At 38.9% G+C, this 23,300-nt stretch carries 25 protein-coding genes; 16 read left to right on the top strand and 9 right to left on the bottom strand.

The window, feature by feature from the left end; all coding sequences use genetic code 11:
• Positions 1 to 22: 22 nt before the first annotated feature.
• The 5 genes from rpoD to BTR25_RS03700 all read left to right on the top strand — a co-directional run bounded on the left by rpoD (position 23) and on the right by BTR25_RS03700 (position 5,189).
• Positions 23 to 1,150 carry an RNA polymerase sigma factor RpoD gene (gene rpoD / locus BTR25_RS03680; protein ID WP_075686240.1) on the top strand — a complete coding sequence of 376 codons (1,128 nt, stop codon included), beginning with the start codon at positions 23 to 25 and terminating at the stop codon, positions 1,148 to 1,150.
• Positions 1,151 to 1,492: 342 nt separating this feature from the next.
• Entirely contained in the window at positions 1,493 to 2,632 is a 1,140-nt protein-coding gene (locus BTR25_RS03685; RefSeq protein ID WP_075686242.1) for an acyl-CoA dehydrogenase family protein, read from the top strand.
• A 180-nt stretch (positions 2,633 to 2,812) separates the two neighbouring features.
• A complete protein-coding gene (gene cccA / locus BTR25_RS03690) occupies positions 2,813 to 3,175 on the top strand; it encodes a cytochrome c550 (protein ID WP_075686244.1) in 363 nt (120 codons plus the stop codon).
• Between the two features lie 186 nt (positions 3,176 to 3,361).
• Positions 3,362 to 4,096: a tRNA (adenine(22)-N(1))-methyltransferase gene (locus tag BTR25_RS03695; RefSeq protein WP_075686246.1), complete on the top strand. Its 735-nt coding sequence runs from the start codon at positions 3,362 to 3,364 to the stop codon at positions 4,094 to 4,096.
• Complete coding sequence (locus BTR25_RS03700) at positions 4,074 to 5,189, top strand: Nif3-like dinuclear metal center hexameric protein (protein WP_075686247.1); 1,116 nt, start codon at positions 4,074 to 4,076, stop codon at positions 5,187 to 5,189. The genes BTR25_RS03695 and BTR25_RS03700 overlap by 23 nt, the downstream gene beginning before the upstream one ends.
• Before the next feature lie 204 nt (positions 5,190 to 5,393).
• Here the strand turns inward: BTR25_RS03700 and BTR25_RS03705 are convergent, their stop codons facing one another.
• The 3 genes from BTR25_RS03705 to vrrA form a co-directional block, all read right to left on the bottom strand.
• A complete protein-coding gene (locus BTR25_RS03705; RefSeq protein WP_075686248.1) occupies positions 5,394 to 6,332 on the bottom strand; it encodes a 4-hydroxy-3-methylbut-2-enyl diphosphate reductase in 939 nt (312 codons plus the stop codon).
• A 66-nt stretch (positions 6,333 to 6,398) separates the two neighbouring features.
• Entirely contained in the window at positions 6,399 to 6,749 is a 351-nt protein-coding gene (locus BTR25_RS03710; protein ID WP_075686250.1) for a hypothetical protein, read from the bottom strand.
• Between the two features lie 17 nt (positions 6,750 to 6,766).
• Positions 6,767 to 7,393, bottom strand: coding sequence for a VrrA/YqfQ family protein (gene vrrA, locus BTR25_RS03715; protein ID WP_075686252.1), 627 nt, complete (start codon positions 7,391 to 7,393; stop codon positions 6,767 to 6,769).
• A gap of 268 nt (positions 7,394 to 7,661) precedes the next feature.
• Here vrrA and BTR25_RS03720 point away from each other — a divergent pair, with 268 nt between their 5' ends.
• Both BTR25_RS03720 and BTR25_RS03725 read left to right on the top strand, forming a co-directional pair.
• Positions 7,662 to 8,972: a DEAD/DEAH box helicase gene (locus BTR25_RS03720; protein ID WP_075686254.1), complete on the top strand. Its 1,311-nt coding sequence runs from the start codon at positions 7,662 to 7,664 to the stop codon at positions 8,970 to 8,972.
• 24 nt (positions 8,973 to 8,996) lie between these two features.
• Positions 8,997 to 9,893 carry a deoxyribonuclease IV gene (locus tag BTR25_RS03725; protein ID WP_075686256.1) on the top strand — a complete coding sequence of 299 codons (897 nt, stop codon included), beginning with the start codon at positions 8,997 to 8,999 and terminating at the stop codon, positions 9,891 to 9,893.
• Positions 9,894 to 9,946: 53 nt separating this feature from the next.
• On the opposite strand, the gene BTR25_RS03730 is transcribed toward BTR25_RS03725, so the two are convergent.
• Complete coding sequence (locus tag BTR25_RS03730) at positions 9,947 to 10,201, bottom strand: DUF2624 domain-containing protein (RefSeq protein ID WP_075686258.1); 255 nt, start codon at positions 10,199 to 10,201, stop codon at positions 9,947 to 9,949.
• Positions 10,202 to 10,370: 169 nt separating this feature from the next.
• On the opposite strand from BTR25_RS03730, the gene BTR25_RS03735 reads away from it, so the two are divergent.
• Genes BTR25_RS03735 through zur form a run of 3 tightly spaced genes read left to right on the top strand, consistent with a single transcriptional unit; the run spans position 10,371 to position 12,424 of the window.
• Positions 10,371 to 11,156 (top strand): metal ABC transporter ATP-binding protein, encoded by a 786-nt coding sequence (locus tag BTR25_RS03735; RefSeq protein WP_075686260.1) that lies wholly within the window; start codon positions 10,371 to 10,373, stop codon positions 11,154 to 11,156.
• Positions 11,153 to 12,010, top strand: coding sequence for a metal ABC transporter permease (locus BTR25_RS03740; protein ID WP_075686261.1), 858 nt, complete (start codon positions 11,153 to 11,155; stop codon positions 12,008 to 12,010). Before BTR25_RS03735 ends, BTR25_RS03740 begins: the two co-directional genes overlap by 4 nt.
• Positions 12,011 to 12,424, top strand: coding sequence for a zinc uptake transcriptional repressor Zur (gene zur, locus BTR25_RS03745; RefSeq protein WP_075686263.1), 414 nt, complete (start codon positions 12,011 to 12,013; stop codon positions 12,422 to 12,424).
• A gap of 31 nt (positions 12,425 to 12,455) precedes the next feature.
• Here the strand turns inward: zur and BTR25_RS03750 are convergent, their stop codons facing one another.
• A complete protein-coding gene (locus tag BTR25_RS03750) occupies positions 12,456 to 13,022 on the bottom strand; it encodes a hypothetical protein (RefSeq protein WP_075686265.1) in 567 nt (188 codons plus the stop codon).
• 166 nt (positions 13,023 to 13,188) lie between these two features.
• Between BTR25_RS03750 and BTR25_RS03755 the strand changes: the two genes are divergently transcribed.
• Entirely contained in the window at positions 13,189 to 13,575 is a 387-nt protein-coding gene (locus BTR25_RS03755) for a DUF4190 domain-containing protein (protein WP_075686267.1), read from the top strand.
• 64 nt (positions 13,576 to 13,639) lie between these two features.
• Here BTR25_RS03755 and ispG read toward each other — a convergent pair whose 3' ends face one another.
• The 3 genes from ispG to BTR25_RS03770 form a co-directional block, all read right to left on the bottom strand.
• The gene (gene ispG / locus BTR25_RS03760; protein ID WP_175596696.1) at positions 13,640 to 14,740 is read right to left on the bottom strand and encodes a flavodoxin-dependent (E)-4-hydroxy-3-methylbut-2-enyl-diphosphate synthase; all 1,101 of its coding nucleotides are present in this window, start codon (positions 14,738 to 14,740) and stop codon (positions 13,640 to 13,642) included.
• Between the two features lie 146 nt (positions 14,741 to 14,886).
• Positions 14,887 to 15,222, bottom strand: a complete 336-nt coding sequence (locus BTR25_RS03765) for a LysM peptidoglycan-binding domain-containing protein (RefSeq protein WP_075686271.1) — start codon at positions 15,220 to 15,222, stop codon at positions 14,887 to 14,889.
• A gap of 86 nt (positions 15,223 to 15,308) precedes the next feature.
• Positions 15,309 to 16,091 carry a DUF1189 domain-containing protein gene (locus tag BTR25_RS03770; protein WP_075686273.1) on the bottom strand — a complete coding sequence of 261 codons (783 nt, stop codon included), beginning with the start codon at positions 16,089 to 16,091 and terminating at the stop codon, positions 15,309 to 15,311.
• A gap of 156 nt (positions 16,092 to 16,247) precedes the next feature.
• On the opposite strand from BTR25_RS03770, the gene BTR25_RS03775 reads away from it, so the two are divergent.
• Entirely contained in the window at positions 16,248 to 16,730 is a 483-nt protein-coding gene (locus BTR25_RS03775) for a DUF456 domain-containing protein (protein WP_075686275.1), read from the top strand.
• Between the two features lie 80 nt (positions 16,731 to 16,810).
• Here BTR25_RS03775 and BTR25_RS03780 read toward each other — a convergent pair whose 3' ends face one another.
• Positions 16,811 to 17,506, bottom strand: a complete 696-nt coding sequence (locus BTR25_RS03780; protein WP_083652230.1) for a Crp/Fnr family transcriptional regulator — start codon at positions 17,504 to 17,506, stop codon at positions 16,811 to 16,813.
• A 365-nt stretch (positions 17,507 to 17,871) separates the two neighbouring features.
• On the opposite strand from BTR25_RS03780, the gene BTR25_RS03785 reads away from it, so the two are divergent.
• From BTR25_RS03785 to BTR25_RS03800, 4 genes are all read left to right on the top strand, one after another.
• A complete protein-coding gene (locus BTR25_RS03785; protein ID WP_075686277.1) occupies positions 17,872 to 18,480 on the top strand; it encodes a superoxide dismutase in 609 nt (202 codons plus the stop codon).
• Between the two features lie 111 nt (positions 18,481 to 18,591).
• On the top strand, positions 18,592 to 19,809 hold the full coding sequence (locus tag BTR25_RS03790; protein WP_075686279.1) for an MFS transporter: 1,218 nt from the start codon (positions 18,592 to 18,594) through the stop codon (positions 19,807 to 19,809).
• A 199-nt stretch (positions 19,810 to 20,008) separates the two neighbouring features.
• Positions 20,009 to 22,099 carry a peptidoglycan D,D-transpeptidase FtsI family protein gene (locus BTR25_RS03795; protein WP_075686483.1) on the top strand — a complete coding sequence of 697 codons (2,091 nt, stop codon included), beginning with the start codon at positions 20,009 to 20,011 and terminating at the stop codon, positions 22,097 to 22,099.
• 186 nt (positions 22,100 to 22,285) lie between these two features.
• On the top strand, positions 22,286 to 23,248 hold the full coding sequence (locus BTR25_RS03800; protein WP_075686281.1) for a PstS family phosphate ABC transporter substrate-binding protein: 963 nt from the start codon (positions 22,286 to 22,288) through the stop codon (positions 23,246 to 23,248).
• Positions 23,249 to 23,300: the final 52 nt, after the last annotated feature.

The following is a 23,300-nucleotide window of genomic DNA, read 5'->3' on the forward strand; positions in this document are numbered from 1 at the left end:
GATTCTAGAAGGAGGGGGACCTATGGCTGAAAAATCAGCCCGTTCAAAAGAGGCCGAGAATGAATTGACCTTCGAACAAGTAAAAGATCAGTTAACGGTACTGGGTAAAAAAACCGGCGTCCTTGCCTATGATGATATTGCAGAAAGAATGGCAAATTTTGATTTAGAATCCGATCAAATGGATGAATTTTATGAATTTCTTGGCGAGCAAGGAATTGAACTAGTAGGAGAAAGTGACGAAGAAGATCCAAACCCTAAACAGTTATCGAAGGAAGATGACGAAGAGTTTGATTTAAATGACCTAAGCGTCCCTCCTGGAGTAAAAATTAACGACCCAGTTCGTATGTACTTAAAAGAAATTGGCCGGGTAGACCTGCTTTCCGCTGAAGAGGAGATCAAATTGGCTAACCGTATTGAAGAAGGCGATGAAGAAGCAAAACGGCGCCTGGCTGAAGCGAACCTGCGACTTGTCGTAAGTATTGCAAAACGTTATGTAGGCCGCGGCATGCTCTTCCTTGATTTAATTCAAGAAGGGAATATGGGCCTAATTAAAGCCGTAGAAAAATTCGATTACAGAAAAGGCTTTAAATTTAGTACGTATGCTACTTGGTGGATACGTCAAGCAATTACTCGAGCCATTGCCGATCAAGCTAGAACGATTCGTATACCAGTGCATATGGTTGAAACGATTAATAAGCTTATTCGTGTACAGAGACAGTTACTTCAGGATCTTGGCCGTGAACCAACTCCAGAAGAAATTGGAGAAGACATGGATCTAACACCAGAAAAGGTAAGAGAAATCCTAAAGATAGCTCAAGAGCCTGTCTCACTCGAGACTCCTATTGGTGAGGAAGATGATTCACATCTTGGTGATTTTATCGAGGACCAGGATGCGACATCACCATCAGAACATGCTGCCTATGAATTATTAAAAGAGCAGCTAGAAGACGTTCTTGATACGTTAACAGACCGTGAAGAGAACGTTTTGCGACTGCGCTTTGGTTTAGATGATGGTCGTACACGAACGCTTGAAGAAGTAGGGAAGGTCTTCGGTGTTACACGCGAACGTATCCGTCAAATTGAGGCAAAAGCATTACGTAAACTTAGACATCCAAGCCGTAGCAAACGTCTAAAAGATTTCTTAGAGTAAAATGCTTTTTTTAGAAATAGTTTACTTCTAACAAGGAGTAAACTATTTTTTTTTAAAAACTATTGGGAATGAAAGTGCTTTCTCTGTTGTCTTATATTTTACTGAATTGTCTTTCACTTTGCAAATGACTATTTTATCCGTTTAACCCGTTTAGTAAAAAATTCACTTTTTTAAAAAAATATAATCTTTCTGTGAACAATTAGCTACCCTTTCAATTTTCATTATAATACTTATTTCTGAATAATATAATAAATATTCAGATTTAAAATGTTGGGAAAATTGAAAAAATAACCGTATAATGGAAATGAAAACGCATACAATGGTTATTCGAGGGGGATGGGTATGAACTTTGATTTAACTTCTGAACAAGAAATGATAAAGAAAATGATGCGGGAATTTTCTGATGAGGTGGTTGCACCTGGGAGTATAGAACGTGATCGCAATAAACAATTTCCTGTTGATGTATTTGAGCAATTATCGGCGATGGGAATAATGGGGCTTCCCTTTCCTGAAGAATATGCTGGCGGTGGAGCAGACACTGTAAGCTTTGCGATTGTAACGGAAGAATTGAGCAGGGCATGCGGCTCAACTGGAATTACTTATTCTGCACATATTTCATTAGGTGGAGCCCCCTTATACTTATTCGGTACAGAAGAGCAAAAGAGAAGGTATTTAACTAAGATTTGTACTGGCGATTCTTTTGGCGCCTTTGGGTTAACTGAACCTCAGGCTGGTTCAGATGCAGGGGGAACGAGAACGTCTGCGATAGAGGAAAATGATGAATATGTTATTAACGGTAACAAATGCTTTATAACCAACGCCAGCTATGCGAAACATCTTGCCTTAACAGCTGTAACCGGAACAGCCGATGGAAAAAAAGAAATAAGTGCGATTATTGTTCCGACAGACACTAAAGGTTTTTCTATCATCGACAAGTATGAAAAGATGGGGCTCAATGCTTCTAACACTACGGAGCTTGTACTGGAGGATGTCAGGGTTCCTATGGACCACTTATTAGGTAAAAAGGGGGAGGGATTTAAGCAGTTCTTAATTACGCTTGATGGCGGTCGTATAGGAATTGGGGCAATGGCAGTGGGAATCGCGCAAGGGGCCTATGAGAAATCATTGCAATATGCAAAAGAGCGCAAGCAATTTGGAAGATCAATCTCCTCATTCCAGGCTACACAGTTTAAGCTCGCTGATATGGCGATGAAAATTGAACTAGCCCGCAATATGGTCTATAAGGCAGCCTGGTTAAAAGACCAAGGAAGGCCGTTCAGTAAAGAGGCGGCAATGTGTAAACTATACGCTTCAGAAGTATGTATGGAAGTAACCAGTCAGGCTGTACAAATCCACGGCGGGTATGGCTACATGAAGGAGTACCATGTAGAGAGAATGATGCGTGATGCAAAATTACTCGAAATCGGAGAGGGTACTTCTGAAATTCAAAGACTAGTCATTGCAAGACAAATTGGTTGTTAACCTTGGATAAGGAGCGGGAAAAGGCTGGGAAAATTCAGCCTTTTTTTGGTTTTTTATAAATATTATCGTGACAAAGTAAGTTTAGGCTTTTCCTTCTTGCATTTTTAAAGTAAAATAGTAGTTGTTTGTAGTGTGATATCTTATTATTTAAAGTGTTACGTACATAAGGGAGGTTATTTTATGAATCGAAATCCGGTTATTCCTTTCGTTCTCATTATGGTATTTGGAATCGGACTAATGTTCTTATTGTCATTCAAAGGCCTCGGGGATGCGAAGGAGTTAGCTGCGGAAAAAGAGGGCGGCGGTGAACCAACAGAAGAAGTTGCTGCCAATCCAGAAGATATTTACAAATCTTCTTGCATTACCTGTCATGGCGATCAGTACCAAGGGGGTATGGGGCCAAAGTTAGTCGGCGTGGGTGACAAATATTCACAAGAAGAGCTTGCTGACATCGTGGTTAATGGTATTGGCAGTATGCCTGCTGGTTTAGTTAAGCCTGATCAAGCTGCAGGTATGGCAGAATGGCTGTCTAATATTAAGTAATTAAAAAGAGTTTTTTTAAGTCCTTTGCATCTGTAAAGGACTTTTTTTTAGCTAGTAGGAAAGTATAATTATACTTTCCTAACGCATAAGGAAAACTAAGGCATACGCCTTTAAAGACTTGGCGAATGCTACGTTTTTCTAATACTTAGTAATGTACATAAATGAGTAAAAGAGTGGTGGATATAAATGAATACAGATAAATTATCCGTTCGGTTAGGTACGGTGGCAAAGTATGTTCCAAGCGGGTCCAGAGTGGCTGATATAGGGTCTGACCATGCCTATTTACCATGCTATTTAGTTAAAAACAATGAAGTTACCTTTGCAATCGCCGGGGAAGTAGTAGCGGGTCCGTACCAGTCTGCAAAAAAAAATGTGCTGGCAGAGGGCTTAGAAGGTATGGTTTCAGTCCGTATGGGCGATGGATTAGAAGTGCTGGAACCTGGAGAGGTTGATTGTATTACGATTGCCGGTATGGGTGGAACGCTAATAATCAGCATTTTAGATACAGGCAAAGAGAAGCTAAGCTCAGTTACCCGGTTAGTTCTGCAGCCAAATATTAATGCAATGGCTATTCGCCAATGGTTTATTGAAAATGGCTGGCAGCTTATAGCAGAAGAAATCCTTGAAGAAGATGGAAAAATATATGAGGTTTTAGTAGGAGAAAAGGGGAATTCTGAATCGAATTATGATAAAGCTCAAATAGAAAGGGAGCTTTTAGTAGGACCATTCCTTTCTAGGGAGAGAAATCAAGCGTTTAGAAAAAAATGGAGTCTGGAAAAGAAAAACTGGCAGCGAATTTATCAGCAGCTAGAAGGCTCTGCTGAACCTACAGCAGAAACACTAGAAAAAAAGCAGGAACTTTTAAAGAAGATACGATTGGTTGAGGAGGTACTAAAGGATGAAGAAAGCAAATGGACATGAAATTATCCAGTTGTTTGAACAGTTTTCTCCAAAAGGACTAGCGATGGAGGGTGACAAGATTGGCTTGCAGATAGGCCGTCTTAATAAGAAAGTTGATAAGGTCATGATCGCACTCGATGTCCTTGAAGAGGTCATTGATGAGGCCATTGAGAAGAATGTCCAGCTTATTATTGCGCATCACCCGCCGATCTTCCGCCCGCTAAAAAATGTGATCACTGATACCGTTCAAGGGAGAATGATCGAAAAGCTCATTAAACATGATATAGCGGTGTATGCAGCTCATACCAATCTAGATGTTGCAGCAGGAGGGGTAAATGACCTTTTAGCCGAAGCTCTTGGCTTAGAAGGCGCGGAGGTACTGGTACCTACATACGAAACGAAGCTAAAAAAAATTGCTGTTTTCGTACCTTCCAGTCATGCTGAGGAAATTAGGAGTATACTCGGAAAAGCCGGTGCAGGATTTATCGGTAACTATAGCCATTGTTCCTTCTCGACAGAGGGGACGGGAAGGTTTTTACCTGGAGAGGGGACGAATCCACATATAGGCTCACAAGGGCACCTAGAGGCTGTGGATGAAGTCAAAATTGAAACGATCGTCCCGGAGCATTTGGTAAAGAAAGTTGTTAACGTAATGATTAAGGCACACCCCTATGAGGAAGTAGCTTATGACATTTATCCAGTTGAAAATCCTGGTGAAGTACTTGGACTTGGAAGAATTGGCACCATTCCGGAAGTAACACTTGAAGAGTTTGCTCAAAAAGTGAAAGTAGCTCTTGAGGTTGACCAGGTCCGTGTGGTCGGGGATTTAACCTGTAAAGTTAAAAAGGTTGCTGTATTAGGTGGAGATGGGAATAAGTATGTTACTTCGGCCAAATTTAAAGGTGCCGATGTATATGTTACCGGGGATATCTATTATCACACTGCCCATGATGCGCTGATGGAAGGCTTAAATATGATTGATCCTGGCCACAATGTTGAGAAAATCATGAAAAAAGGGCTGACCGACACACTTTCAAAAATGTGCGAAAAAGCCGGCTATGAAGTCGAGATTTTTCCATCCGAACTCAACACAGATCCGTTTAAATTTGTATAAAAGGTAATCGTTGCTGGATTTTTAAACGTTTTGGACCTCACTGACGTTCCATGAGGTCCGTTTTCGTCATGAAAGTGTTAAGATGCCCGTTTCAGTTAAATTTTGAAAGCTATCGGTGAGCATGATAGCGTCATGATGCCAGATAACATAAGAAACAAAAAAGATGACCAAATTGTTATACAAATGGTCATCTTTATTGTGACGTTATTTCTTTACCTTTGGCAATATTTTGTGTAATGGTACATTTCGGCGTCTTTCCCAAGTTGCTTCATTATTCGGGTCAAATTGTTCTAGGAAGGTAATAACTTCCTTCGTGATTGGAGTCGGAGTGGACGCGCCAGAAGTAACGGCAACGTTTTTAGCTTCTTTAATCCAATCAATGTCTAATTCTGTAATATCAGCTATACGGTAGGCCTTTGTACCGGCAATTTCTTCTGAAACCTGTGCAAGACGATTAGAGTTATTACTCTTAGGATCGCCTACAACAATGGTGACATCAGCTTCTGTCGCTTGACCAGCAACAGCCTCTTGACGGACCTGTGTAGCATTACAGATTTCATTATAGGCCTCAGCATGAGGATATTTTTCCTGAACCTTTTTCATCGTGTCTGCTACATCCCATTGGCTCATGGTTGTTTGATTGGTTACGATCAGTTTTTCACGATCAAGAGTTAGGGCTTCTACGTCACTTGGAGTTTCAACAAGATGTACAAAGCCAGGTGCAACCCCAACAGCACCTTCTGGCTCAGGATGTCCTTTTTTCCCAACATAAATGACATGATAACCCTGCTTTGTTTTTTCTTCAATTAAATCATGGGTTCTCGTTACATCAGGGCAGGTTGCATCAAGTGTCACAAGTCCTTTTGCTTTCGCCATCGCTCTTACCTCTGGGGAAATTCCGTGAGCAGTAAATATTACTGTTCCAGAATCAACTTTTTCAAGTATCTCTAGGCGGTTTTCTCCATCTAGAGTAATGATTCCTTCTTCTTCAAAGGCATCGGTAACATGTTTATTATGAACGATCATCCCTAAGATGTAGATTGGACGGGGTAGTGATTTATCTAATGCAGCATTCCTAGCAATAACCATGGCGTCAACAACACCATAACAATATCCGCGCGGTGAAATCTTAATAATTTGCATATATAAGGTCCTCCTAAGGAACAACATCTTAATCTATGTAATTATTATATAAAACTAATAGAAATATTACAAAGATACATTTTTCCTTTTCACAAGGCTCTTTTCTAACAGATTGTTGCTTTTACCAATATTCAACGCGCAGAGTGGATTGTAGCGAAAGGCGCTTGACTCCTCGAAAATGAAAACCACATTTTCTTCGTGCGATGTTTCGCTGCCGTAGCCTTCCTTGTCCTGCGGGATATAGAGGAAAAGTCGAGACCCCACAGACGCGAAGCGTCGAGGAGGCTCGACTTCCTCCCCGAGGTACTCTTGCGCCTGTAGCGAAAAGAAACGGTCCATGTTTATTTCCAATAACAACATTCTATAAGAAAAGAGCCTTTCACAAAGCACAAAATAAAAGAATGCTGTTTCCAGCATTCAAAATGATTCCATATTTAAATATAAAGTTTAGGTATTGAAGTACCTTGTTTACGTTTCTCTTTTGTTTCTGGACTGCTTGTTTGCGGAGCTTTTTTGTTCCCTTTAGAAGTTGTTTCAGAAGATTCATCCTTGTCAACTGCAACGGTTGTGCTTTCCTTTGGTTGGTCTTCACTAGGTGAATCCTTCAATCCTTTGTAGAGCTTCCACATGGCAGGAAGATTTTTTACTAAAGGGCCATATTGCTGAATCATTGGTCCAAAAGATTGTGCTGTTTGTAATACCTGTTGTGTATTATTAAGAAAACCAGATAATCCATCAGGTTTACTCAAGGTTTGGAGTATTGAACCGATACCGCCTCCGCTTCCGCCTGAAGCACTGTTTCGGGCTGCTCCTTGGATCCCTTGAAGAGCCCCCATAGCTTGTTTATTCCCGCCTAAGAGCTTTGAAAGGATTCCACCACCACCACTTCTGCCCGGGGGTCTTCCCATCATGGAACCCATCATTTGATTGCCGCCGCCGAAGGGATTCGCTGCTCCCATCATCCTTTGACCCCCTCCGCCGTAAGGGCCTCTCATTTGGCCTGGACCCATCATTCTCGGGCCCATTCCCCCTTGAAATGGGATTCTTGGTCTAGGCTGCATTAACATAACCTCCTCTCAAAATACTCGTTATGCTTTAGGGTATGCATCTATCCTATTTTGGTTTAGGTATTAACCACAATACAAACTCTAAATTTATATGATTTAAAATGAGATGAAAGGTTAAAAATGATAATGAAGACTAAATATTCGAATATCCAATGAAAAATGGATTTCTAAAGGTCATGCTGGTTATTTGAATCAATCTTTACTATAATTACATGATGGACAGAAATGGATCTAGATTATTTTTTAATAAGGGAGCAATTACATGAAGGTAAATCGATTTGAACGTTTTAATTTTAAACCTTTTATTATAGAAGCTATAAAAGATCTTGGTTTTCATGAGCCGACTGATATTCAGGAGCAAATGATTCCGATGGTTTTAAAAAATGATAGTGCCATTGGTCAATCGCAGACTGGTACAGGAAAGACACTTGCTTATGTTTTGCCAATACTTGAAAAAATTAATCCAGAGAAGAAAGAAGTGCAAGCAGTTATAACTGCACCAACAAGAGAGCTGGCTTCTCAAATTTATCAACAAATCTTAAAGATTACGGAACACTGCAGACCAGAAGAAGCCATCCTGACAAAGGTGTTTATTGGAGGGACGGATAAACAGAGGACAATTGATAAATTAAAGGTGCAGCCGCATATTGTGGTTGGAACGCCAGGAAGAATCAAAGACTTGATGTCAGACAAAGCGTTGTTTGTCCATACTTCCGATATGCTAGTAGTAGATGAAGCAGATATGATGCTAGATATGGGCTTTATTGAGGATCTTGATCAGGTAGCGGCAAGAATGCCTGAAAAGCTGCAGATGCTGGTATTCTCAGCAACTATCCCTGAAAAGCTAAAGCCATTCCTTAAAAAGTATATGGAGAATCCAAAAACGATTCATATCCAGGAGAAACAACGGGCTGCTGTAAATTTAGACCATTATTTACTGCCATCAAGGCATCGAAATAAAAAACAGTTGGTATACGAAGCACTGACACATTACAATCCCTATTTAGCTATTGTGTTTACCAATACCAAGAGAATGGCTGAAGAGGTAGCTGGATTCTTGACCGAAAAAGGGTTAAAGGTTGGCCGGGTTCACGGCGACTTAAGCCCAAGAGAACGAAAAAAGATGATGAAGCAAATTCAAGATTTAGAATATCAATATATCGTTGCTACGGACCTTGCTTCACGGGGGATTGATATTGAAGGCGTAAGTCATGTCATCAACTATGAGCTCCCAACTGACCTGGATTTCTACATCCATAGGGTGGGCAGAACAGCTAGAGCGGGCAAGTCAGGTATTGCCTTAACGGTTTATGAGCTTGCTGATGAAGATGCCTTAAACCGTATAGAGAAGATGGGCATTGAGTTCAAGAATATTGACCTTAAGAAAGACGGTTTTGTAGAAACTGAAGGACGTAATAAAAGAAAAACGCGGGTTAGAAAAGAAGATGAGGCAGATAAGGTAGCCAAATCACTTGTGAAGAAGCCGCAAAAGGTTAAACCAGGCTATAAAAAGAAAATGCAGTGGGAAATGGATAAGATAAAAAAACGACAAAGAAAAATAAATAAGAAATAGTCTTGTGAAGGGAGAGAGAAAGGTTTGTTGAAGATTGGTTCGCACGTATCTATGAGTGGAAAGAAGATGCTCCTTGCTGCGAGTGAGGAGGCCGTTTCATATGGTTCTAATACCTTTATGATTTATACAGGTGCACCGCAAAACACCAGACGGAAAAAAATTGAGGATTTGAATATAGAAGCAGGCATGAGACATATGGAACAGCATGGTATTTCAGATATCGTTGTCCATGCTCCCTATATCATCAATATTGGTAATACAACGAACCCCGATACGTTTGATTTAGGTATTAGATTTTTATCCTCGGAGATCGAACGTACTGAAGCTTTGGGTGCAAGACAAATTGTTCTTCACCCAGGTGCCCATGTAGGTGCTGGGACCGAAGCAGGGATTAAGCAGATAATTGAAGGTATAAATGAAGTATTAACCGGAAAAGAACAGCTGCAAATTGCTTTAGAAACAATGGCAGGAAAGGGTTCCGAATGTGGTAAAACCTTTGAAGAATTGGCAATGATCATCGATGGTGTAAACTATAACGACCGGCTTTCTGTCTGCTTTGATACCTGTCATACCCATGATGCCGGGTACAATATTGTTGAGGATTTTGATGGTGTTCTAAATGAATTTGATAAGATCATCGGAATTGAGCGGTTAAAGGTTCTTCATATCAATGACAGTAAGAATGCTGTTGGCATGCGAAAGGACCGCCATGAAAATATTGGTTTTGGACATATTGGCTTTAAAGCCCTTAACTATATTGTCCATCACCCGCAGTTAATGGATGTACCAAAAATTCTTGAGACACCTTTTGTTGGAGAAGATAAAAACGATAAAAAAGCTCCATACAAATTCGAAATCGAAATGCTCCGTGAACAGAAATTTAACGAGAATCTACTTGATAAAATTGTACTTTCTTCATAATAAATTTTAAAAAGCTGAGCCTTAGGCTCAGCTTTTTGTCAAACCAATCGAGCTTACTTAGTAAACATAATAAATAGTTTATTGACCTCACGGGCTGTCTCAGGACCAGCCACCTTAGCTATTTCTCTAATTAACGTCGTCCTTTGTCTATCATCAAAAATATTCACATCTTTACCTTTTAAGAACGAGGCGATCTTATTCGATTGCTGTCGATTAACCTTAATATTAAATTGATCTGCATATTTTAATAACTCTTCACCAGTAATATTCTTTAGCTTGTGATTAATGATGTTTTTAAAAATCGTCACAGTCACCACTCCTCCAGATAATCTATGAGGGAAGGGATAAGGTTGTGACGATTCGTAATAAGTTAGATAACAAATTTGTAAAGTCTTAGACCTTTACATTACGAAATAGCTGTTGTATACTACTTGATGTTAAATCGGAATGATTCTTAAAATTAAAAGGTGAGATAAGATGACAGCTAAACCTATAATTGAAATTAAGCGGCTTTCTTATCGTTATGAAAGGGATATTGTTCTAGAAAATATCAATCTTACCATTCCAAATGGTTCTTTTTTAGCGATTGTTGGTCCCAATGGTTCAGGTAAATCAACATTATTAAAATTAATTCTTGGATTATTAAAAATACAAAGCGGTGAGATCCATTTATTCGGTGTGGAGTTAAATAAATTCAAGAACTGGCAGCAAATCGGCTATGTCTCTCAGAAGGCTAATTCCTTTAATACTGGTTTTCCAGCTACTGTTTTCGAAGTGGTTTCAAGTGGATTAACCAAGAAGCTGGGTTTGTTTAATTTCTTTAAAAAAGAACATTCACAGCAAGTGCTAGAAGCATTAGATGCTGTCGGGATGAAAAAGTTCAAAAATCGTAATATTGGAGAACTGTCAGGTGGACAACAACAAAGAGTATTTATTGCCCGCGCACTTGTTAGTGAACCGAAACTGCTAATATTAGATGAACCTACTGTTGGCGTTGATGCAGAGAATGTAAATGCTTTTTACCACATGCTTGGTGAGTTAAATAAGAAACGGGGAATTACACTCCTATTGGTTACACACGATATTGGCACCATATCTGAAAGGGTGAGCCATGTAGTCTGCCTTAATAAACACCTGCATTTCCATGGTGAGACGGATGAATTTGAAAAGCTTAGAGCAGAGGGAATGTCAGAGTTTTATGGTCATGATGTCCACCTGCTTTCTCATCATCATGAGCATGATCATGGAGGCGTCAGGTCATGATACAAGGAATCCTACAATATGAATTTCTGCAAAATGCCTTCTTTACAGGTTTAATGATTGGTATTCTGGCTCCGTTATTAGGAGTGTTCATCGTTGTCAGACGACTTTCATTAATTGCAGATGCTTTAAGCCATGTCACATTAGCTGGTATAGCAGCGAGTCTTCTAATTGAGAAATACTTTCTCTTCATGAGCGGACTAAATCCACTTTATTTAGGAATGGTCTTTTCTGTTGGAGGCTCATTGTTTATTGAAAAACTTCGCGGAGTTTACAAGCATTACCAAGAACTTGCGATTCCAATTATTTTATCAAGTGGAATCGGGCTAGGGGTTATTTTTATATCACTTGCAAACGGGTTTAACACTGATTTATTTAGTTATTTGTTCGGCAGTGTATCAGCGGTTAGCAGGACCGATTTATGGGTTATTTTCTCCATTAGTATTGTTGTCATTTTAGTCATTATTCTTTTATATAAAGAACTCTTTTTATTATCCTTTGATGAGGAGCATGCAAAGGCTTCTGGGATTCCTGCAAAGGCGATTCACTTTATTTTTATTGTAATGGTTGCGCTCGTTATTGCGGCTTCGATGCGGATCGTGGGGATCCTGCTTGTTTCCTCACTTATGACCCTGCCAGTTGCTGCCAGCATCAGAGTCGCTAAAGGCTTCAAGCAGACGATTATATTATCAGTTTTATTCGGAGAGATTTCCGTTCTGGGAGGCTTGTTTGCTTCTTATTATTTAGATTTAGCCCCAGGTGGAACGATTGTCATGATTGCTGTTGTCATATTAATATTAACCATATTTTATAAAAAAATGACAATCAATAAATCCATTAGTCAGGGGGGTATCTAAATGAATGTAGAAGAAGCGATTCAACACTTAAAAGAGAACGGATTTAAGCAGACAGGAAAAAGGGAAGATATGCTTCAACTGTTTGCAGATAGTAATAAGTATCTAACTGCAAAAGACGTTTTAGATAAACTAAAGGAAGATTACCCTGGTCTAAGCTTTGATACCATTTATCGAAATCTTTCCCTGTTTGTTGATATGGGTATACTTGAAATGACTGAATTGTCAGGAGAAAAGCATTTTCGTTTTACTTGTTCACGTCATCATCATCATCACCACCACTTCATCTGCCTTGATTGTGGAAAAACAAAAGAGATTGAAACCTGTCCAATGAATGGATTAAGTGAGGATCTTAGGGGATATGATATTTCGGGACATAAATTTGAGATTTATGGAAGATGCCCGGAGTGTCGTTAGAAACAGCTAGGGTAAATTCCCTAGCTGTTTTTTAACCTCTTAACCATTTTTGAACCCAGCTATTGGCTTCTTCCCAGTTGTTAACCCTGATCACACCCTTTGGAATTGGTTCTTGATTATAGGGTGTGTTAAATAAAAGGACTGGGATTCTACACTCCTCATGAATCGTAACGGCATTATCGTGTTTATCCTCTAGAAAAAGGTCTACCCGGTGTCTTTTGGCAGTTGCTACCTTATCATGCGAGCCGATTAATTCGATATGGTCATAAGATAAGCCCTTATTCTGAAACCACTTCCTGGTTTGATCGAGCAGCTGTGCTCCTCTGGCACTGATGAAAAATAACTCGTGATGTGCTGTCCAGCTGTTAAGTACTTTTTCTGCGCCTTTAGCGAGTGGCGATTTTTCATAAATGATTGGTTCCCACTTGATAAACCATTCTGCAAATTCTTCTTCAGAAACATCAACAACCTTCGTTAAATCATACTGTTTCACATCATCTAAAGTGATATTTAGTCCGAAATCTCTGTTAATAAATGGTAATAAAGAGGTAGGACATGTAACCGTTCCATCAATATCTATTCCAAATCTTCTTTTCATACGTTCCTTCACCTTTGTTATGTGACTTTACACTTATCTTTATTATTTTACCAAAGTTCAGGAATAATGAAATATTCCCTAATGGTGTCAAAGATTAACATACTAAAAAGCTGAAACTTACAAACAATAATTAATGCTCCTATCGACTTGAAAGTGAGGGATTCGAATGGCAGATGAAAAAGACACTCAGGTGCAAAATAATCTCCAAGGTGGAAACACTGGTGAAGATATCCCAAATCAGCCTTCAGAATATAGAGAAGAAACAGCGGCAGAAATTGCTGCACCTGTACCAGTAACTCGTCCAACCTTCCGTGAAAGGTCTAAAGCGGACAACGGGGCAGGGACGGGAACAAATGCAGGTACAGGAATAGGCTGGGCTGCTTTGGCACTCTCGATTTTATCTCTGTTTGTAATGCCAATTCTTTTTGGGGCAGTGGGGATCGTGTTAGGATTTGTTGCTAGACGCAAAGGAGCCCAAGGGCTTGGAGCGTGGGCAATCGGTATCGGTGCCGTATCAATTATTGTCGGTATCTTTATCTTACCGTTCTTTTAACATGTAACTTGCGAAAATAGGGGCAAAAAAAGAACCTGGTATTTGATACCAGGTTCTTTGCTGTCTAGTTGATTATTGCTTCTTCTGCAGCCTTTTTTTGAAAATATTCTTCGGCAATTTGATCAATTTCCTTTTTCAACTCATCAACTAATTGATCTTCCGGGACTTTGCGAACGATTTCACCTTTGCGGAATAGTAAGCCTTCTCCACGTGCTCCTGCGATTCCGATATCAGCTTCTCTTGCTTCTCCAGGGCCATTAACGGCACAACCTAATACAGCTACTTTTATAGGTGCTTTAATTTTTTGGATATACTCTTCCACTTCGTTGGCAATACTGATTAGGTCAATTTCAATTCTTCCACAGGTAGGGCATGAAATGAGAGTAGCGGCATTTGAAGAGAGACCAAACACTTTTAACAGCTCTCTTGCTACTTTTACTTCTTCGACAGGATCAGCACTTAAAGAAATTCTTAGTGTATTTCCAATCCCTTTGTGGAGGATGGCACCTAAACCTGCTGCACTCTTTACTGTTCCAGCAAAAAGTGTTCCTGATTCAGTTATTCCAAGGTGTAATGGGTAATCAAACGCCTTAGAGGCCTTCTCATAGGCTTCAATCGCAAGGTTTACATCAGATGCCTTCATGCTAACAATGATATCGTGAAAGTCTAAGTCCTCGAGGATTTTAATATGGTGCAATGCACTCTCAACCATGCCGTCTGCTGTTGGATAGCCATATTTTTCAAGGATTTTTTTCTCTAATGAACCGGCATTTACTCCAATTCTAATCGGAATGCCTTTTTCCTTTGCTGCTCTTACCACAGCTTCTACTTTTTCCCTTTTACCAATGTTCCCTGGGTTGATGCGGATTTTGTCCGCTCCACCCTCAATGGCCTTAAGAGCTAGTTTATAATCGAAATGGATATCGACTACTAGTGGAATGTTGATTCGTTTTTTGATTTCTGGAATAGCATTTGCTGCTCTCTCATCGGGACATGCAACTCTTACAACTTGACAGCCAGCTTCCTCTAGTCGTTTAATTTCTGCAACTGTTGCTTCCACATCATGTGTTTTGGTCGTTGTCATACTTTGTATAAATAATTCGTTACTACCGCCTATTGTTAAATTTCCAACCTTAACTGGACGGGTTTTTGTACGATGTAATATTTCACTCAAGGAAGATTCGCTCCTTCAAATTGGATTCGAATAATTTTGTCATTATTTTTCAAGCTGTACTTATTTTATCAGTCTCCTACTAATCTTGACAAGACTAACGATTTTATCCTAATCCAGATTGCGTAAATTAGGGATATTTAGAAACCTTTTGAGTAGTCAGGAAAGCGATAGGTAGCACCAATTTGAATTTTCTCCGGTGCTTGTCCTGGGTTTAGTTTTTGAAAATCTTGAACGAGTTCTGCAATTGATACGGGTAATGACTTCTCAATGTGACGTTCAACAATTGAAATTAGTGTCTCACCTCGCCCAACCCTCGCTTCAAATGCTGGTAGGGACTCTGTAGTTTCTGCGAGGGTTTCCACTACTGGAACTGATTCTTCTTTACTTTTTTTAGGCAGTGTACCTTGCGTTAAATCAATATATATTACATAAATCGTTATTAGTGTAAAAATGGAAAGAAGGAACCTTTTCATGGGACAAGCCTCCAATAGGAAAGTTTTTACATCGTATGCTTGTCCACTAGAAAATAGAACAAAAAAACGCATCCAAGTGGATGCGTTTAAAGTTCCGGGATTTCCTGCTTTGATTTTGGCACCTCTTTTATGGCTAAGTATAAGACGATAATAGCCACAAACCAATTGATAATAAAACTATTTGGTACAGGTGTTTTGAGTATGGCCATTATGGTGAAAAATAGGGTAGGCAGCGTTTCAGCGTATGCAGACATTCGCCATAATTGCCCGTATGTCAGCTTCCGGCCGCTTAAATTCTTAAGTGCTAACCCGAATAAGGCCAAAACCGTTACTTCGATAAAGCTTGCGGCACTAGAAAACAGGTAGATAAAAAGTGACATTACCGGAATAATAATTCCCTTTAAACTGTCAATTGTATCAATGATATCAACGAAGTCTTCCTTCGTGATGTCTATCCCTTCTAGCATTGCATAGTCATACGGATCAGTTCTGCCGCCAGCAGCAAGTACAAATTGATTGGTTAGCAAGGCAAAAGCATTGCCTTCCTTCTCAACGTCTTCCTGTGTTAATGTACCGGTAGAATCGATCATAATTGAAAAGTCATCCTTCCTAATTATGATCGGGGCATTTGAATCCGTTGTTAATTCACCTTCAGAAATCGTGAAAGACGGTATTTCATCATTAATTACGTTTTTGGCTGTTTCGAGTCCAGTTGTTAAGATGGTACTTAAGAAAACAACACTAGGTAAAATAGAAATGAATGTCAGAAAAAAAACAAATAATATTGTTTTGCCAATTCCTTGGAATCGAAAGGATGCAATATCCTTTGGAGAATAAATACTTTTATAAAATTGTTTGAAGATATTCATGCTTTTACCACCCTTAGACAGATTCACCATTCTATTGTAGCTTTTGCGTCCGCTATATACAAGGTAGGAATCTTATCAGCAGATGAAACCAATGCATATGTGTCAACGTATGAATGAAGACCATTTTAAACCTGAAATATTATCGGAGGAGAAATAATGGAGATTGTTTATTGGAGTATAATAGGTGTTTTATTTATCGTTGCATTTGTTGGATTAATTTATCCGATTATCCCAAGTGTGCTATTCTTGTTAGCAGGTTACCTTGCTTATGGTTTGTTTTTTTCCTTTGAGCCATTTAGCTGGTTTTTTTGGTTAATTCAAGCGTTCTTTATTATTCTGTTGTTTGGTGCCGATTATATTGCGAATATGATTGGAGTTCAAAAATACGGTGGATCGAAGGCTGGGATATGGGGAAGTACGATTGGTCTGCTCGTAGGACCATTTGTTATTCCATTTTTGGGGATTTTGATCGGACCGTTCATCGGAGCAATTGCTGCTGAAGTAATTGTAAACAAGAAGAGTTTTAAAGACGGCATAAAGATTGGATTTGGTTCAGTCGTTGGTTTTATTAGCAGTGTCATAACAAAATCAATTATACAAATCTTAATGCTCGTATACTTCTTCCTCGTCGTACTTTAACAATAGGAATGAAAAGGGAGTGATTTTCCAAAATCTCCCCTTTTGAAGCTAGAAACTCCTTCTCGACGGTGAGAGGGAGTTTAGTTTACACCACATATTTCATATGCGCAGTTTTGACAATCTACCTCTTCTTTTAAATAGTGAAGGTTCTTAATGGTAAACTTTTGCTGGTCATAAGATATAATATCATTTTCTCTAAGTTCTTTTAAGGTGCGCTGTATTACTTCTCTCGTACCGTAGGTGAGATTGGCCAGCTCTTGATGCGTCAATGGAAGGTCTATTAGTATTCCGTCCTTTGTCATGACTCCATACGTATTACACAGCCTGATTAAGATGCTGTATAAGCCGCCTTTTTTACCGTTCATGATTAAGTCCTGGCATTTCATTTGTGCCTTTAGGTAGCTTGTACTAAGCCAAGAAACAAATCCATTCATTGCGTCTGGGTCGGTAGTGATAAATTTCTCGAATTGTTCTTTTTTTATTGCAATAAGCTCGCAATCCGACAGTGATTTAGCATAAAACTGATAGTGAGGATGAGCCTTAAATAGTTGATACTCGACTATTAATTCTCTTTCATTTAGAATTTTTAAGATAAAGTCCTTCCCACGCAAATGAACTCTGCCTAGGGCAATACTTCCTTTTAATAAAAGAAACACATGATCTACAGGATCCTTTTCTTGAAAAAGAACGGTCCCAGCTTTTACTTTTAAAAGCTGATCATCATCCTGGAAAAAGTGCAGTAATTGATTGTATATGGATAAGCTGTTTCTAAGCATGATTCTCTCACTCCTTTTAGACCCCTATAGCTTGATTTAAATCCATTATTAACAACATGTCAATATAGCCAAACCCTTGTAGTAGCAGCGTTTTTGGCCAAAGTGACTTTAATCGTTGATTGATTGCATGTTTGGTGGATGGTGACAATTTTTCGAATATTAATGGTTTCTCGCAAAGGCAAGAAAGAATGTATATAAAGACAGCGATATGGTTATGGTAAATTTGTTAGCTGTAAGCATTTTATTTGAAACAAAAACTAAACTATAGTAATCTTAAGCTACAAAGCTTTAGGAATATTCAAAAATTGTTTTGATTTTTGACACTAAAGCCCCAAAATTTTTAAATACATAGGAGGATATTTATTATGGCATTTGAATTACCACAATTACCTTATGCATACGATGCACTTGAACCACATATTGACAAGGAAACTATGAACATTCATCATACTAAGCACCATAACACATATGTAACAAACGTTAATAACGCATTAGCTGGTAACGAAGAATTACTTTCTAAGTCTGTTGAGGACCTAATTTCTAACTTAGATGCGGTTCCTGAAGCAGCTCGTACTGCTGTACGCAACAACGGTGGCGGACATGCTAACCACTCACTTTTCTGGCAAATTCTTGCACCAAATGGCGGCGGTGCACCAGCTGGCGAATTAGCAGATGCTATCAACAGCAAATTTGGAAGCTTTGAAAGCTTTAAAGAAGAATTTGCAAAAGCAGCTACTACTCGTTTTGGTTCTGGATGGGCATGGTTATCGGTAAGTAACGGTGAAATAGAAGTATCTAGTACACCAAACCAAGACTCTCCATTAATGGAAGGCAAAACTCCAATCCTTGGCCTAGATGTTTGGGAGCATGCATACTACTTAAACTACCAGAATCGTCGTCCTGATTACATTTCTTCTTTCTGGAACGTTGTAAATTGGGATGAAGTTTCAAAGCGCTACAGTGCAGCAAAATAATTCAACCTAAAAAAGACAGCTAATACTAGCTGTCTTTTTTTCATGGAATAAATAATGAATAAAGCCAACTTCTTTGTTAAAGACTAACCTTTATGATAAAGGGGAGTTAATATGGCAAAGAAATTTAAGCTTTTAGGTGAAGTAGAGCTAACAAAAGATTTAACCTTATTGTTAGTTATTGGAGGATTATATTCTTTAAGTGTTGCTTTATCCAATACGTTTGTGAATGTTTTCCTCTGGAAACAGACAGGAGAATATTCCGATATAGCCATGTATAACCTGTCAATTGTAGTGCTGCAACCCTTAACCTTTATACTGGCAGGCAGATGGGCTAAAAAAATTGACCGAGTGATTGTTTTGCGAATAGGTGTAATTTTTTTAGCTATCTTTTACTTAACTGTGTTAATAACTGGTAAAAATGCTGCTGCCTATTTGCTTCTCCTCGGAGGTCTATTAGGTATAGGGTATGGGTTTTACTGGCTGGCTTATAACGTGTTAACTTTTGAAATAACAGAGCCAGAAACAAGGGATTTCTTTAATGGATTCTTAGGGATTTTATCCTCGACCGGGGGAATGATTGGACCATTCGCAGCTGGATTTATTATTACTCGATTTGAAAAATTTACAGGCTACATGATTGTTTTTGGAATATCTTTAGCTTTATTTGCAATAGCGGTTTTCTTAAGTTTTTCTTTAAAGCGCCGGCCTGCAAAAGGAAAGTATTATTTTAAAAGGATATTAGATGAGAGAAATAAAAATGAAAACTGGCGTCTCATTACAAATGCTCACTTTTTTCAGGGGTTACGTGAGGGTACGTTTTTATTTATGATTGGGATCTTCGTTTATCTTTCGACTGGGAGTGAGATGGCTTTAGGGACATTTGGTTTAATTAACTCCGGAATATCCTTTGTAGCTTATTTTGCAGTCTCGAGGTTATTAAAAAAGAAACATCGGAAAAAGTCCATTTTAATTGGCGGTGCCATGCTGTATGCAGCTGTTTTATTATTAGTGTGGGACCTGAACTTTGTAAAACTATTGCTGTATGCAGGTATTATTGCTGTTGCCTATCCATTATTGCTTGTACCATATATTTCTACTACATACGATGTGATTGGATCAGGCTGGAAAGCTGCTGAAATGAGGATCGAGTATATTGTTGTTCGAGAAATTTTCTTGAATGTTGGCAGAATTATTTCAATACTTGTTTTTATCGGAGCAGTCACGTGGTTTAATCCTGAAAAAAGCATACCCGTATTACTTCTTTTACTAGGAGCAGGTCATTCAATTATTTATCTGTTTTTAAGGAGAGTACAATTGCCTTCAACTTAAATGGTGAGTAATTTTATATTACTCATCTTTTTTTTTTGGCTTAGGCAAAATTTGTCGAGTTTTGTAAAATTGGTAAGTGTTTTTCATAGATAAATAGGGGAGGTTCAGATAAAATAGTGTTTAGAATGTCGAGTGATAAGGAAGTGGTAAAACAGTGGGAAATAAAAAGAAAAAGACGCATGTTCCATTTCGCTTGAACATGTTATTCTTTGTTGTGTTTTTATTATTTTCTGTACTGATATTACGTTTGGGTATGGTTCAAATAGTATATGGGGATGATTTCAAACGTGAGATTGAACGAACAGAAGATATTACAGTTAATAATCCAGTACCCCGCGGCAAAATGTTTGACCGTAATGGTAATATCATTGTAGATAATACACCGCTTAATGCCATCACCTATACTAAGTACCAAAGAACAAGTCAAGAGGAAATGCTCGAAGTAGCCGAACGATTGGCTAAATTAATAGATAAAGATACTTCGAAAGTCCGATTGCGTGATAAACAGGACTTCTGGATTATAAAGAATCCTGATAAGGCGATGGAACTAATTACAGAAGAACAATGGGAATCGTACGAGCAAGGGATTCTAACGGATAAACAAATTTATGATCTTCAGCTTGAGGGAAGCAAAGATTTTGTAGGTACCCTGACAGAACTAGAGATAGAAACTCTAGCCATTTACAGGGAGTTTTCTAGTGGGTATGCATTGGCACCACAAATAGTAAAAAATTCCGACGTTACTGCAGAAGAGTTCGCCGTTGTCAGTGAAAATCTCGAAGACCTCCCGGGAGTCGATACGACTACTGATTGGGAACGGTACTATACATTTGGCGAAACATTAAAATCGATATTAGGGAAAGTTACTTCCTCGGAAGAGGGATTGCCTAAGGAACAGTTAGATGAATTTCTGGCACGCGACTATAACCGGAACGACCGAGTGGGTAAAAGTAATATTGAACTTCAGTATGAGGATGTGCTTCACGGACAAAAAGCTAAGGTTAAAAACATTACTGACAAAGCTGGAAATATTCTATCTACTGAAGTTATATCTGAAGGCATGAGAGGGAAGGACCTTGTCTTAACCATTGATATGGATCTTCAGAGTCAAGTGGAACAAATTATCGAGGAAGAACTATGGAATGCAAAGAAAGAAGCAAAATCAGCCTTAATTGATCGTGCATTTGTTATTTTAATGGATCCTAATACCGGTGAATTATTAACAATGGCAGGGAAGGGTATTCAGAAAAATAAAGATACAGGAAAACCAGAAATGACTGACTTTGCCCAAGGAAATATTACCACCAGTTATGCAGTGGGCTCAGTGGTTAAGGGTGCTACTATCTTAACGGGTTATCAGACGGGAGCAATATCTCCTGGTACTGTCCACGTCGATCAGCCTATGGTAATAAAGAATACCAATCCAATGTCTTCTTGGAAAAACTTTGGTGCGCTTAACGACTTGAGAGCTCTTCAAGTTTCCTCAAACGTCTATATGTGGAAAACAGTGATTGCGATGGCTGACGGTCATTATGTACCAAATAACCCGTTACCACTTAACTTGACAGCTTTTGATACGATGAGGCATTCATTTGCACAATTTGGCCTTGGTGCGAGGACTGGAATTGACCTTCCGAATGAAGCTACAGGCTATGTTGGAACCGTCAAACAATCGGGGCTATTGCTTCACCTAGCTATTGGTCAATATGATACCTATACACCCATGCAGCTCGCTCAATACGTTTCAACAATTGCAAACGGCGGGTATCGTATTCAACCCCGTCTTGTAAAAGAGATTCGTGAACCATTGCTGGAGAGTAATCAAATGGGCCCAATTCTGCAGGAAGTTCAACCAACCATATTAAATCGACTAGATGCAAAGGATGAGTGGATTGACCGGGTCCAAGAAGGTTTTAGGATGGTCATGCAGGTAGGAGATGGGACTGCGGTGAGTTACTTCAGAAACGTGGACTATAGCCCAGCCGGAAAAACGGGTACAGCACAAGCCTTTTATGAAGGCTTTGAACAGGAGAAGTATGGAAGAGTCCCTGTTATTAATCTAACTCTTGTTGGGTTTGCCCCCCATGATCATCCTGAGGTTGCAATGGTCGTAGTTGTTCCGTGGGCTTACCAAGGGAATAGTGGACCAAGCATTAATAACCATATTGGCAGAAAAGTAATGGATGCCTATTTTAATTTGAAAAAAGAACGTATAGCAACCTCAGAAGAAACTAATACCTCAGAGCAAACTGACGAAAATGCTGAAGTACAACTGGATATTGAAGAGTAGTAGATTCACCTGTCTCAAACATGAGGCAGGTGTTTTTTGTGGTCTGTGGTAAAGTCTTGCAATTTACAAAATTCATACAATCGTTTACTCAACCTTTACATTCAATTAAAACAAGGTTTACAAGAGCAGTTTATTATTAAATATGTAAGATAAATAAAAACAACAATTCGTAGGGGGAATCAAGGAATGAAAAGCTATAAGAAATTAGCACTGACAGCTATGATGACTGGAATGCTAGCATTTACAGCAGCTTGTGGACAAGAAACCGGCGGAAGTAACAATGAACAAACCGGTGAAGGGACAGAGCAACTCCAAGGACAAATAAAAATTGACGGTTCATCTACCGTTTTCCCAATTATGGAAGCAGTTGTTGAAGAATATGGTTTAACACAGCCTGGTGTAAAGGTTTCTGTAGGGGTTTCTGGTACAGGCGGTGGTTTCGAAGCCTTTATCGCAGGTGAAACAGCACTTAGTAACGCATCTCGTCCAATTAAGGACAAGGAAATAGCTGCCCTTGAGGAAAAAGGTATTGATTACACTGAAATAAAATTAGCATTTGACGGACTTTCCGTCATTGTAAATAAGGAAAATGATTTTGTGGATTATTTAACGGTTGATGAACTAAAGAAAATTTGGATTGAAGATGGTACCACTAAGAAATGGTCCGATATCCGTGCAGAATGGCCAGATAAGGAAATTAAGTTTTACTCGCCAGGTACTGATTCTGGCACATTTGATTACTTTAATGAAGTCATTCTTGAAGATGAACCAATCGTTGAAAAAGCAACACTATCTGAGGATGATAATATTTTAGTACAAGGGGTTCAAGGTGATAAAAATGCTATTGGGTATTTCGGATATGCATATTATTTAGAAAATAAACAGTCTTTAAAGATTGTTCCGATCGATGGTGGGAAGGGACCAATCACGCCTACTAATAAAACGATTGAATCTGGTGAATATGCTCCACTTTCACGTCCATTGTTCACTTATGTAAAGAACTCGGCTGTAAAAGACCAAGAAGAAGTTTATGATTTTGTTAAATTCCTATTAGAGAATGTAGCAGAATTAGCTGAAGATGTAGGCTATGTTAAATTACCAGATGACGAGTATACTAAACAGCTTGAAATGCTTGAAACACTTAAATAGCAACGAACATAATTTTATGAGGTGGGAAGTGTTGAAATATCGCTTCTCATCT

The organism is Bacillus sp. MRMR6 (assembly GCF_001940785.1).
In the GTDB taxonomy this organism is placed as follows: Bacteria; Bacillota; Bacilli; order Bacillales; family Cytobacillaceae; genus Neobacillus.

What these genes read in the sequence shown, in the direction of transcription:
- BTR25_RS03790 (WP_075686279.1), top strand. Translation starts at nt 18,592, where the DNA reads ATGGCAAAGAAATTTAAGCTTTTAGGTGAAGTAGAGCTAACAAAAGAT.
- BTR25_RS03740 (WP_075686261.1), top strand. Translation starts at nt 11,153, where the DNA reads ATGATACAAGGAATCCTACAATATGAATTTCTGCAAAATGCCTTCTTT.
- vrrA (WP_075686252.1), bottom strand. Translation starts at nt 7,393, where the DNA reads ATGCAGCCTAGACCAAGAATCCCATTTCAAGGGGGAATGGGCCCGAGA.
- BTR25_RS03765 (WP_075686271.1), bottom strand. Translation starts at nt 15,222, where the DNA reads ATGAAAAGGTTCCTTCTTTCCATTTTTACACTAATAACGATTTATGTA.
- BTR25_RS03800 (WP_075686281.1), top strand. Translation starts at nt 22,286, where the DNA reads ATGAAAAGCTATAAGAAATTAGCACTGACAGCTATGATGACTGGAATG.
- BTR25_RS03795 (WP_075686483.1), top strand. Translation starts at nt 20,009, where the DNA reads ATGTTATTCTTTGTTGTGTTTTTATTATTTTCTGTACTGATATTACGT.
- BTR25_RS03770 (WP_075686273.1), bottom strand. Translation starts at nt 16,091, where the DNA reads ATGAATATCTTCAAACAATTTTATAAAAGTATTTATTCTCCAAAGGAT.
- BTR25_RS03750 (WP_075686265.1), bottom strand. Translation starts at nt 13,022, where the DNA reads ATGAAAAGAAGATTTGGAATAGATATTGATGGAACGGTTACATGTCCT.
- BTR25_RS03700 (WP_075686247.1), top strand. Translation starts at nt 4,074, where the DNA reads ATGAAGAAAGCAAATGGACATGAAATTATCCAGTTGTTTGAACAGTTT.
- BTR25_RS03785 (WP_075686277.1), top strand. Translation starts at nt 17,872, where the DNA reads ATGGCATTTGAATTACCACAATTACCTTATGCATACGATGCACTTGAA.
- BTR25_RS03755 (WP_075686267.1), top strand. Translation starts at nt 13,189, where the DNA reads ATGGCAGATGAAAAAGACACTCAGGTGCAAAATAATCTCCAAGGTGGA.
- BTR25_RS03710 (WP_075686250.1), bottom strand. Translation starts at nt 6,749, where the DNA reads ATGCTGGAAACAGCATTCTTTTATTTTGTGCTTTGTGAAAGGCTCTTT.
- BTR25_RS03695 (WP_075686246.1), top strand. Translation starts at nt 3,362, where the DNA reads ATGAATACAGATAAATTATCCGTTCGGTTAGGTACGGTGGCAAAGTAT.
- rpoD (WP_075686240.1), top strand. Translation starts at nt 23, where the DNA reads ATGGCTGAAAAATCAGCCCGTTCAAAAGAGGCCGAGAATGAATTGACC.
- BTR25_RS03685 (WP_075686242.1), top strand. Translation starts at nt 1,493, where the DNA reads ATGAACTTTGATTTAACTTCTGAACAAGAAATGATAAAGAAAATGATG.
- BTR25_RS03780 (WP_083652230.1), bottom strand. Translation starts at nt 17,506, where the DNA reads ATGCTTAGAAACAGCTTATCCATATACAATCAATTACTGCACTTTTTC.
- BTR25_RS03735 (WP_075686260.1), top strand. Translation starts at nt 10,371, where the DNA reads ATGACAGCTAAACCTATAATTGAAATTAAGCGGCTTTCTTATCGTTAT.
- cccA (WP_075686244.1), top strand. Translation starts at nt 2,813, where the DNA reads ATGAATCGAAATCCGGTTATTCCTTTCGTTCTCATTATGGTATTTGGA.
- zur (WP_075686263.1), top strand. Translation starts at nt 12,011, where the DNA reads ATGAATGTAGAAGAAGCGATTCAACACTTAAAAGAGAACGGATTTAAG.
- BTR25_RS03720 (WP_075686254.1), top strand. Translation starts at nt 7,662, where the DNA reads ATGAAGGTAAATCGATTTGAACGTTTTAATTTTAAACCTTTTATTATA.
- BTR25_RS03775 (WP_075686275.1), top strand. Translation starts at nt 16,248, where the DNA reads ATGGAGATTGTTTATTGGAGTATAATAGGTGTTTTATTTATCGTTGCA.
- BTR25_RS03705 (WP_075686248.1), bottom strand. Translation starts at nt 6,332, where the DNA reads ATGCAAATTATTAAGATTTCACCGCGCGGATATTGTTATGGTGTTGTT.